10 protein-coding genes and 1 pseudogene are annotated in these 9987 nt (G+C 70.8%); 3 read left to right on the top strand and 8 right to left on the bottom strand.

The annotated features are described in order from the left end of the window. Position 1 precedes the first annotated feature (1 nt). Together AC5Y4T_RS12900 and AC5Y4T_RS12905 are read right to left on the bottom strand one after the other, a co-directional pair. Positions 2-1030: an NAD-dependent epimerase/dehydratase family protein gene (locus AC5Y4T_RS12900; RefSeq protein ID WP_499953478.1), complete on the bottom strand. Its 1029-nt coding sequence runs from the start codon at positions 1028-1030 to the stop codon at positions 2-4. Next, positions 1027-1803 (bottom strand): S-methyl-5'-thioadenosine phosphorylase, encoded by a 777-nt coding sequence (locus tag AC5Y4T_RS12905; RefSeq protein WP_499953480.1) that lies wholly within the window; start codon positions 1801-1803, stop codon positions 1027-1029. Before AC5Y4T_RS12905 ends, AC5Y4T_RS12900 begins: the two co-directional genes overlap by 4 nt. A gap of 84 nt (positions 1804-1887) precedes the next feature. On the opposite strand from AC5Y4T_RS12905, the pseudogene AC5Y4T_RS12910 reads away from it, so the two are divergent. Continuing rightward, positions 1888-2783: pseudogene (locus AC5Y4T_RS12910) on the top strand (1,4-dihydroxy-2-naphthoate polyprenyltransferase). Between the two features lie 73 nt (positions 2784-2856). Further along, entirely contained in the window at positions 2857-3864 is a 1008-nt protein-coding gene (locus AC5Y4T_RS12915) for a beta-ketoacyl-ACP synthase III (RefSeq protein WP_499953482.1), read from the top strand. On the opposite strand, the gene AC5Y4T_RS12920 is transcribed toward AC5Y4T_RS12915, so the two are convergent. After that, positions 3861-4259, bottom strand: coding sequence for a DUF4229 domain-containing protein (locus AC5Y4T_RS12920; protein ID WP_499953484.1), 399 nt, complete (start codon positions 4257-4259; stop codon positions 3861-3863). The genes AC5Y4T_RS12915 and AC5Y4T_RS12920 overlap by 4 nt on opposite strands. A 46-nt stretch (positions 4260-4305) precedes the next feature. On the opposite strand from AC5Y4T_RS12920, the gene AC5Y4T_RS12925 reads away from it, so the two are divergent. Continuing rightward, the gene (locus AC5Y4T_RS12925; RefSeq protein ID WP_499918078.1) at positions 4306-4458 is read left to right on the top strand and encodes a hypothetical protein; all 153 of its coding nucleotides are present in this window, start codon (positions 4306-4308) and stop codon (positions 4456-4458) included. Between the two features lie 62 nt (positions 4459-4520). Here AC5Y4T_RS12925 and AC5Y4T_RS12930 read toward each other — a convergent pair whose 3' ends face one another. From AC5Y4T_RS12930 to AC5Y4T_RS12950, 5 genes are all read right to left on the bottom strand, one after another. Then, positions 4521-5837 carry a MinD/ParA family ATP-binding protein gene (locus AC5Y4T_RS12930; protein ID WP_499953486.1) on the bottom strand — a complete coding sequence of 439 codons (1317 nt, stop codon included), beginning with the start codon at positions 5835-5837 and terminating at the stop codon, positions 4521-4523. 63 nt (positions 5838-5900) lie between these two features. Next, a complete protein-coding gene (gene ccsB / locus AC5Y4T_RS12935) occupies positions 5901-6884 on the bottom strand; it encodes a c-type cytochrome biogenesis protein CcsB (RefSeq protein ID WP_499953489.1) in 984 nt (327 codons plus the stop codon). Next, positions 6881-8482: a cytochrome c biogenesis protein ResB gene (resB, locus tag AC5Y4T_RS12940; protein ID WP_499953491.1), complete on the bottom strand. Its 1602-nt coding sequence runs from the start codon at positions 8480-8482 to the stop codon at positions 6881-6883. The genes ccsB and resB overlap by 4 nt, the downstream gene beginning before the upstream one ends. Positions 8483-8541: 59 nt before the next feature. Further along, a complete protein-coding gene (locus AC5Y4T_RS12945) occupies positions 8542-9321 on the bottom strand; it encodes a cytochrome c biogenesis CcdA family protein (protein ID WP_499918075.1) in 780 nt (259 codons plus the stop codon). Positions 9322-9337: 16 nt separating this feature from the next. Further along, the gene (locus AC5Y4T_RS12950; protein ID WP_499918254.1) at positions 9338-9958 is read right to left on the bottom strand and encodes a TlpA disulfide reductase family protein; all 621 of its coding nucleotides are present in this window, start codon (positions 9956-9958) and stop codon (positions 9338-9340) included. Between the last annotated feature and the right edge of the window lie 29 nt (positions 9959-9987).

Here is a 9987-nt window from a genome sequence, read left to right on the forward strand (position 1 = left end):
TTCAGCGAAGGGGCGCGAACGCGAATTCGCGCAGCCCGTCGCCCGGTGTGACGGCCGCACGAAAACCCAACACCTCGGCGGCCCTCGACGGATCGGCGACGATGTGGCGCACGTCGCCGCTGCGATACTGCCCGGTGACCACCGGCGACAGCGAGCCGCCGCGCGCGTCGCACAGCGCGCCGGCCACCTCCAGGATCGAAATGGGTTGTCCCGAGCAGACATTGATCGCGGTGAAACCCTCGCGCTGTTGTGTCGCCGCGACGTTGGCAGCGGCCACATCGTCGACGTGGACGAAGTCGCGCATCTGGCCCCCGTCCTCGAAAACCCTTGGCGACTCGCCCTTTTCCAGCGCCGACCGGAAGATCGCCGCCACCCCGGAGTAGGGGGTGTCGCGCGGCATGCCGGGGCCGTAGACGTTGTGGTAGCGCAGCGCCACCACCGAACCACCCGTGGCCTCCGACCACGCCAGCGCGTAATGCTCCTGGGCGGTCTTACTGGCGGCGTACAGGCTTCGTGGCCGCAGGCAGGCGTCCTCGCCGACCAGGCGCCAGTGCAGTTCCTCCCCGCCGGCCGGGCAGCGGTGCTCGAAGATCCCGGCGTCGAGGTCGCCCCGGCGCCGGGGCAGCGGATCCACCGCTCCGTGTCGGTCGCAGTGATAACCCCCCTGGCCGTACACCACCATCGACGAGGCCAGCACCAGGTGCCGCACCCCCGCGGCGAACATCTGCGCCAGCAGGACGGTGGTAGCCAGATCGTTGTGGCCGCCGTAAGCCGGGGCGTCGGCGGCGTCCACGCCCGCGCCCACCATTGCCGCCTGATGGCACACCAGGTCCACGCCGGCCAACAGCCGGGCCAGTGCGTCGGCGTCGCGCACGTCGACGCGATGACATCCCTGCGGCAGCACCGGGTTTGGGCCGTGCGCGGCGGGCAGCAACGCGTCGACGGCGACGACTTCGTGACCCGCGGCCCGCAGCTTGGCGTCCACCCGCGCACCGATGAAGCCGGCCGCACCGGTCAGCAGCACCCTCACGGCAGCTCGATCGGCAGGGTGACCCCGGCGTGCGGCAGGCAATGCGTGCAGGTGCGGTCGGCGGCCAACCGGCCGATGGCCTGGCGGACCAGCGTCTTGAACCCGTCGATGTTCTTGGCGAATTCGGCGAACACGTCGACGGTCTTCACGCCCTCGCCGGCGCTGACACCGGCGTCCAGATCGGTCACCAATGCGATTGCGGCATAACAGATTTCGAGCTCGCGAGCGAGCACCGCCTCCGGATAGCCGGTCATGTTGACCAGCGAGAAGCCGGCTGAGGCGAACCACTGGCTTTCGGCGCGGGTGGAAAAGCGCGGGCCCTGAATCACCACCATGGTGCCGCCGTCGGTCACGCCCGGCAGGACTTTCACCGCGTCGCGCAGCGTAGGGCAGTACGGGTCGGCGAAGTCGACGTGGATGCCGCCGGAGTCGAAATAGGTGTCGGCGCGGCCCCGGGTGCGGTCGACGAGCTGGTCGGGCACCACGAAGGTGCCCGGACCGAGTTCGGGATCGAGGCTGCCCACCGCGCACGGCGCCAGCACCCGCCGCACGCCGAGCTTGCGCAGGGCCCACATGTTGGCGCGGTATGGCACGGTGTGCGCGGAGAATTCGTGTTCGGCGCCGTGGCGCGGCAGGAAAGCGACCTTGTGGCCGCCGATGGTGCCGAGGGTGACCGGGGCGCTGGGCGGCCCGTACGGAGTGTCGACGGTGACGTCGCGGGAGTCGGATCCGAAGAAGGTGTAGAAGCCGCTGCCGCCGATGACTCCGAGCATCCGACCATTGTGGTGCATCACACCGAAGCGATCGCGGGTGCGGGGCCCGGGGATGGGCGGCTTGCATCCTGGCAGGATGGTCGGGTGGCCAATTTCGGGCAGTGGGTTTCCGGTGCGCGGCCGCGGACGTTGCCCAACGCGGTGGCGCCGGTTGTCGCGGGAACCGGTGCCGCGGCATGGCTGCACTCCGCGGTGTGGTGGAAGGCGCTGCTGGCGCTGGCCGTCGCGCTCGCGATGATCATCGGTGTCAACTACGCCAACGACTACTCCGACGGCATCCGCGGCACCGACGACGTCCGGGCCGGCCCGGTGCGCCTGGTCGGCTCGCGGCTGGCGGCGCCGCGGGCGGTGCTGGCCGCGGCGATCGTCAGCCTCACCATCGGCGCGCTCGCCGGCCTGGCGCTGGCGCTGTTCAGCGCGCCGTGGCTGATCGCGGTGGGAGCGGCCTGCATCGCCGGGGCGTGGCTGTACACCGGCGGGTCGAAACCGTACGGCTACGCCGGCTTCGGCGAGATCGCGGTGTTCCTGTTCTTCGGGCTCGTCGCCGTGCTCGGCACCCAGTACACCCAGGCGCTGCGCGTGGACTGGGTGGGCCTGCTCCTGGCGGTGTCGATCGGCGCGTTGTCCTCCTCGGTGCTGGTGGCCAACAACCTGCGGGACATTCCGACCGATGCCCGCACCGGAAAGATCACCCTGGCGGTGCGGCTGGGCGATGCCCGAACCCGGATCCTGTACCAGGTGCTGCTGGGGACCGCCGGGGCGCTGACCCTGGTGCTCATGCTGGCGACACCCTGGTGCGCCGTCGGATTGGTGGCCACGCCGCTGGCCCTGCGCGCGGCGGCGCCGGTGCGATCCGGCCGCGGCGGCCCGGAGCTCATTCCCGTGTTGCGCGACACCGGGCTGGCCATGGTGGTGTGGGCGATCGCGGTGTCCGCGGCGCTGGCGCTGGCCAGCTGAGCGCCCACCGGGAGTATCTATAGTGCAGACAAAGGTTTTCGAGGGCCCCCCGGTGGAGTACCTTTGCGTCTGCTGGGGCGATAGCGAAGGACCGCGATGAAGCAGATTGCCGCGACCACCGGGCCCACCAACATCGGCTTACTCAGCGTCGGGTCGTACCGGCCGGAGCGAGTGGTCACCAACGACGAGCTCTGCGAGAACATCGATTCGTCCGACGAGTGGATCTACTCCCGTACCGGTATCAAAACGCGCCGGTTCGCCGCCCGCGACGAATCCGCCGCGTCCATGGCGACCACGGCCGGGCAGGAGGCGATCGCCAAAGCGTCGCTGACCGCGGCCGACATCGACTGCGTGATCGTCGCCACCAGCACGCATTTCCTGCAGACACCCGCGTGCGCCCCATCGGTAGCGGCGGCGCTGGGCGCCACCGGCGTGCCCGCGTTCGACGTCTCGGCCGGGTGCGCCGGCTTCGGCTACGCGCTGGGCGTGGCGGCCGACATGATCCGGGGCGGCACCGCGGCCAAGGTGCTGGTGATGGGTTCGGAGAAACTGTCCCCGACCGTGGACATGCAGGACCGCACGAACTGCTTCATTTTCGCCGACGGCGCCGCCGGCGTGGTGGTGGGTGAGACACCGGACCAGGGCATCGGCCCGACCGTCTGGGGCAGTGACGGCGCGCAGGCCACGGCCATCCGCCAGGACATCGACTGGATCGACTACATGGACCGCCCGACGGGCCCGCGGCCCTTCCTGCGGCTCGAGGGCAGCGCGGTATTCCGTTGGGCGGCATTCGAGATGGGCAAGGTCGGCCGGCAGGCCATGGACGCGGCGGGCGTCCGGCCCGACGAGATCGACGTGTTCCTGCCGCATCAGGCCAACAGCCGGATCAACGACGTGCTGGCCAAGGGCCTCGAGCTGCGTCCGGACGCGGTCGTCGCCAACGACATCGAGCACACCGGGAACACGTCGGCGGCGTCCATTCCGCTGGCGATGGCCGAAGTGCTGGCGACCGGCGCGGCCAAGGCCGGCGATCTGGCCCTGCTGCTCGGCTACGGCGCCGGCCTGAGCTATGCCGCACAGGTCGTGCGGCTGCCGAGCGGCTAACCGGGCCCCGAATCGCGGCCGCCCTCGTCCGGCGTGGCCTCGGCGTCCCCGTGCAGCCGGGCTTGCAGCAGTTCGCGCTCCCGGCGCCGCCGCTCCCCGGCGATCGCCAGCGCGGCGGTGGCGCGGCGGCGCAGCGGCGCGAATACCAGCATGCCCAGGGGCATCGCGATGATCAGGGCGAACAGCACCGCCACCACGATCGGGAACTGTGAAATGCCCGCCAAGCGGGCGACGCCGTAGATGACGCCGGTGAGCACGACCGCCAGCAGCACCCGCGCCATCAGGTACGCCGCCACCGGGACGGCGACGCGGCTTGCGCCCTGTCGCGCCGTGCCCTGGTTCGCGGCGTGGTCCCGCATGCCGCCGGTGCTGTCGTCGCTAGCTTCTTGTGACACAGGGTGAGCCTACGGCGCGGGTATATTCGCCCCAAGGAGGTGTTGCGTGCTCTACCTGCTGCTCGTCGTGATTTTGGGGACGCTGATCTACGTCGGCTGGCGTGCCGCGCGGTCGCAGACCCACCGGCCGAAGACGCGCGTCATCGGACCCGACGACGATCCGGATTTCCTGCGGCGGTTGGGTCACGGCGACAGCTGACCGGCGCTAGCCGATGGCGGCGGCCCGCGGCGCCCGGCTCCGCCGCGCTTGCGACCGCCGACCTAGCCGAGCACTCCCGGGTTGTGCTGATCACCGGGGAACCCGTCGGCGACGATGGCGGCCAGCTCGGTGAGCGCTTCGCGCGTCCCGCGCCGTAACCGGTCCAGTTCGATCTCGGCGCCCTCTTCCAGGTGCGGGTCGAAGGGCACCAGCTGGACCGCGCGGCAGCGCCGGGAGAAGTGGTCGATCACCTTGTTCATGTCGACCTTGCCCGGCCGTGGCTTGACCCCGTTGATGACCGCGATGGAATTGCGGACCAGGTCCTCGTGGCCGTGGGCGTCCAGCCAGTCCAGCGTCGCCGATGCGCTGCGCGCGCCGTCGATGGACGCCGAGCTGACCACGACGAGCGCGTCGGCCTTGTCCAGCACCGAGCCCATCACCGAGTGCAGCAGGCCGGGCCCGCAGTCGGTGAGCACCAAGCCGTAGAACCGTTCCAGGATGTCCAGGACGCGCACGTAGTCGTCGGCGCCGAACGCGTCCGAGATGCCGGGGTCCGTTTCGGACGCCAGCACCTCCAGGCCGCTCGGGCCCTTGGAGGTGTAGCGGCGCACGTCGCTGTAGCGCTCGATGGTTCCCGCGTCGTGCAGCAGCTGGCGCACCGTCGCGGCCGTCTCCAGCGGGATCTTCTGGCTCAACGTGCCGCGGTCGGGGTTGGCGTCCACGGCGACCACACGGTCACCGCGGATGGAGGCGAAGGTGGCGCCCAGCGTCGCGGTGATCGTGGTCTTGCCGACGCCGCCCTTCAACGACAGGAAGGCCACTCGGTAGGAACCCCGCAGCGGCCGGTTCACCTGGGCGACCAGGTTGTTGTACCTCGTGGCGCGAGGGCTCTCGCCCAAGTTGATCAGCCCGCCGGACAGCTTGAACAGCAGCAGCCGCCATCCGTCCGACGGCGGCGGGGCCACCGGCCGCAGCAGCATGCCGGTGGACAGCTCCGGATACGGCGTGTGCGGCAGGTGCTCCGGCCGCTGCGGCGCCCCCTGGAACTGCGTGGGCGGCGCGTCCGGGCCGGTGTAGTAAGCGCCATACGCCGTCGGATCGACCCGTGGGATGCCGGTCACCGGCGTGGCGTCCCAGGGCGGCATCCCGCCCGGCCTGGGGGCAGTGGGCGGTGCGGCCTGCTGGCGTTCGGGACCGGGCACGCGGCGTTCGGTGCGGAAACCGGCGAAGGCGCGGGTCGGGGCCTCGGCACCCGAGCCACCCGACTCGGCCTGGGGTTCGGCGCCCTCGTGCTGGGCCGGCGCGGACTCCGTCTGCGGGGGTATCTGCGTGGTCGGTTGTTCGGGCGCCCCCACGCCCGACGTTGGCTGCTCGGTCACTGCACTCCCCTTTGTTGTGCGGTCTTCAGCGTGTTGTGCGTTGCTTGGGCCGGTTGAGCACCGTCACCCGACGCCCGCATACGAATGCAGGCCCACAGTGACCAGGTTAACGAAGAACAAGTTGAAGACCATGGCCACAAACCCCGCGACGTTGATCCAGGCGGCCTTCCTGTCCCGCCATCCCGCAGTCGACCTGGCGTGCAGGTACGCGGCGTAAATCACCCAGGCGACAAAGGACACAGTCTCTTTCGGATCCCAGCCCCAATATCTGCCCCACGCCTCCTCGGCCCAGATCGCACCGAAGATGACGCCGAAACCGAACACCGGAAAGGCGAAAATCGTCGTCCTATAGGCGATGCGGTCCAGCGTCTGCGCGTCGGGGAACCGCTGTATCAGCCGGCTCAGCGCGCTGCGCTCGGTGCGGTCGGGCTCTGCCAGCGGCGACGTCCGCAGCAGGAACAGGATGCTGGCGATGCCGGCGACCAGGAACACCCCCGAGCCGAGGCTGACCACCGACACATGGATCGGCAGCCAGTAGGACTGCAGGGCGGGCATCACCGGCGCGGCGTTGGTGTAGAGCCACCGACCGGACACGGTGAGCAGGATCAACACCGGCAGCAGCAAGAACACCCACAGCGGGCGGTATTGCGGGCGGCGCAGCACGATCGCCCCGGCGATCAACCCGCACAGGCAGGTCAGGTTGATGAACTCGTACATGTTGCCCCACGGCACCCGCAGGGTGGCCAGGCCGCGCAGCACCAGGCAGGCCAGCAGCAGTCCGGTGCCCAGGTAGACCACGGACAGCCCGGCCCGGCCGACACGCTCGTCGATCGGGCGTTGGGCCGCCTCGTCCACCACGCCGGGGGTGGCGGAGTCGGCGCTGACGGCGCCGGCCAACACCCGGGCCCGCTGATCCGCGCGGCGCCCGCCGGCGTAGGCCAGCTCGAAGGCCAGCAACAGCAGCGCGATCACCAGCGCCACCACCGCCGACGTGAACGCCCAGTCGGAGTAGCGCGCCAGCTCGACGTTGACGTACACGGTATTCATTTGACGTCCACCTCAGAACTCCTCTTGGACGCTGCGGGTGTCGCGTCGCCGTCGGACGCGGTGGGCGGCTCGGCGCGAGCGATGCCGGAGACCAGCCGCTCGGACAGCCGTTCGAACTCGTCGCCCCAACCGGAGTTGTCGGTGCGCGCGAGGCCGCCCAGTTCGACGTTCACCGTACCGGGCGACCCGCCGGCGTCGGGCGTCAGACGGACCCACACCCGGCGGCGGCGCACCAGCAGCGACACCACCAGACCGCCCATCATCGTGATCGCGAAGACCAGCACCCAGGCCTGCCCGGGGTCGTGCGAGACCTGCAGGTTGACGAACGGGACGGCGCCGTCGAAGCGGACCACGGTGCCGGCCGCCGGCCCCTGGTCGATCCGGACCGATTGACCCACCCGCAGATTGACCCGCTTCTCCTTGGTCAACCGGTGTTGCTCGATCAGGCGGGGATCCAGCGTGAACAGCGACTGCGGCCGCCCGGTGTCCAGCCCGGTGTCACCGCGATAGATGTCGACGGCCACGGCCGGGGCGTCCAGCGCCGGGAACCGCGAGGACAGCAGCGTGCCCTCGAGCTGCTCGGTCGGGGCCAGCAGTCCCTGGATGGCGATCTCGTGGTTGCGGCGCTCCGCGGGGCTGGGATAGCTGCCGGCGGGTGGATCGATGCGCACCACACCCGACGACAGCAGGGTTTGCGGATTGTCAGGCCGCCACTGCACCGTCGCCGTGCGGATCTGCCCGTCCGGGAAGGTGACGCTGAAGGTGGGCGCGTAGCCGTGTCCCTGCAGGTACACCCGGTCGCCGCCGAGCCGCAGCGGGTGGTTGACCTCCAGCTGGTAGTGGCGCCAGGTGTTGGCGGTCAGGTCCCTGCCGGACTGGTAGTCGATGTTCGCCGCGAACGACGTGGCCTGCCCCGACGGCAGGTAGTGCGCCACGAAGTCGTCGACCCGGATGCACAGGGGGTGCAACGAGGTGCCGTCGACCGTGTTGCCGGCCCGGAACGAGTCGAACGCGGCCGGCGAGGCCGAACAGAAGCCGGGGCCGCCGTCGGCGATGACGATGACGTTGCCCTCGTAGCCGAAGAGCTTGCCGACGGCCACCGCGACCAGCAGGCCCAGCAGGGAGAAGTGGAAGACGATGTTGCCGAACTCGCGCAGGTAGCCCTTCTCGGCGGACACCTCGACGGTGTCGTCCTGATGCCGGATCGCGGTGCGCCACCCGCGCAGCTGCGCGGCCAGCGTGTTCGCCAGGGCGTTCAGCTCGTCGGCGCCGGCGTGGATCTGCCGGCGCGAGTACTTGGGCAGCCGGGCCAGGTTGCGCGGCGCGGCCACCGGGGTGGACCGCAGGCTGCGGACGTGCTCGATCATCCGCGGGGTGAGGCAGCCGACCAGCGACACGAACAGCAGCACGTAGATGGCGGTGAACCAGAAGCTGGAGAAGACGTTGAAGGCCTGCAACCGATCCAGCCACGGCCCGATCACCGGGTGGGCCTTCAGGTAGTCGTCGACCTTGCCGGCGTTGAGGCTGCGCTGCGGCAGCAGCGCCCCCGGGATCGCGCCGAGCGCGAGCAGGAACAACAGCACCAGCGCGGTGCCCATCGAAGTCAGTGCGCGCCAGGTGTTGCGGCCTTTTTGAACAAGCCCTGCGACGACGTGCCTCAAATCGGCAACCTCACGTCGGACACGAACGCGTCGCGCAGCCACGCGACGAAGTCATTCCAGACACCTGTGACCAGCAGCGCGCCGACGGTGATCAGCAGGATGCCGCCGAAGATCTGGATGGCCCGGGTGTGCCGGCGCAGCCAGCCCAGGCCGCCCACCGCGCCCGCCGAGCCGAACGCCAGCAGCACGAACGGGATGCCCAGGCCCAGGCAATACGCGATCACCAACACGATGCCGCGGGCCACGCTCGCGCCGTCGGTGGCCGAGGCGACGGTGATCACACCGGCCAGCGTGGGCCCCAGGCACGGCGTCCAGCCCAGGGCGAACACCGCACCCAGCAGCGGCGCCCCGGCGACCGTGGTCAGCTGGCGCGGACTGAACCGGGCCTGGCGCTGCAGGGCCGGGATGAGGCCCACGAACACCAGGCCCATGACGATGGTCAGCACTCCCCCGGCCCGTTGCAGCAGCAGCTGGTTGGTGATCAGCGTGGTCGTCATGCCGAGGACGGCGACGGTGCCGAGCACGAACACGGTGGTGAAGCCGGCGACGAACAACGCCGCCGATCCCGCGACGCGCCAGCGGGCGCCCGGCGGGGCTTTAACCGCACCCGCCGGCGGCTGTTCGTCCACGCCGACGACCGCGGCCAGATACGACAGGTAGCCGGGCACCAGCGGCACCACGCACGGCGAGGCGAACGACACCAGCCCCGCCAGCAGGCAGGCGCCGAGGGCCACCAGGAGCGGGCCGGCGGCGGCGAGCTGGGTGAATCCGGTCATCGCCGGCTCGAGCCCGTCACGGCGCCGCCTGGCCGACCGGGGTCGGCGAGGCCTCGCCGGCCAGTCGTTGCACCACCGGCCGCAGGTCGGACGCCAGCAGTTCGCGCAGGAAGACCGCCGCGACGCGGTGCTGGCGGTCCAGGACCAGCGTGGACGGGATCACGGTGGTGGGGTATTTGCCGCCGAACGCGATCAAGGTGCGCATCGGCGGGTCGTAGATGGACGGGAACGTCACCGCGCGGTCGTTGACGAAGTCCAGCGCCGCTTGGCGGTTGTTGTCCCGGACGTCGATGCCGAGGAAGGACACCCCGGCGCCGCGGGTGGCGTCGTACACCTGCTGCAGCTGGGTGACCTCGGCCCGGCACGGCCCGCACCACTGCCCCCAGATGTTGATGACCACGACCCGGCCGGCGAAGATCGGGTCGTCCAGCGACAGCGTGTGCGCCGGGTCGGCCAGGTCGGGTCCGGCCAGCGGGCCGGGCCGGCCGCGGCGCGACGGCGGGTCGTAGTAGATGTCGGTCTTGCCGCCGGGCGAGACGAACTCGAAGGTGCCGCCCTGGGCGACGGCGTCGTGGCCCGAGGAGCAACCGGCGACCAGGCCGGGCAGCAGGGCCGCCGCCAGCACGGCCCCGGCCATCGCCTGTCGTCGCGGGGTCAAGGCGCCAC

It is taken from the genome of Mycobacterium sp. NGS11 (genome assembly GCF_059813315.1).

Coding starts and splice junctions, on each gene's coding strand:
- AC5Y4T_RS12905 (WP_499953480.1), bottom strand. CDS start 1,803: ATGCTCGGAGTCATCGGCGGCAGCGGCTTCTACACCTTCTTCGGATCC.
- AC5Y4T_RS12915 (WP_499953482.1), top strand. CDS start 2,857: ATGAAGCAGATTGCCGCGACCACCGGGCCCACCAACATCGGCTTACTC.
- ccsB (WP_499953489.1), bottom strand. CDS start 6,884: ATGAATACCGTGTACGTCAACGTCGAGCTGGCGCGCTACTCCGACTGG.
- resB (WP_499953491.1), bottom strand. CDS start 8,482: ATGGGCACCGCGCTGGTGCTGTTGTTCCTGCTCGCGCTCGGCGCGATC.
- AC5Y4T_RS12945 (WP_499918075.1), bottom strand. CDS start 9,321: ATGACCGGATTCACCCAGCTCGCCGCCGCCGGCCCGCTCCTGGTGGCC.
- AC5Y4T_RS12950 (WP_499918254.1), bottom strand. CDS start 9,958: ATGGCCGGGGCCGTGCTGGCGGCGGCCCTGCTGCCCGGCCTGGTCGCC.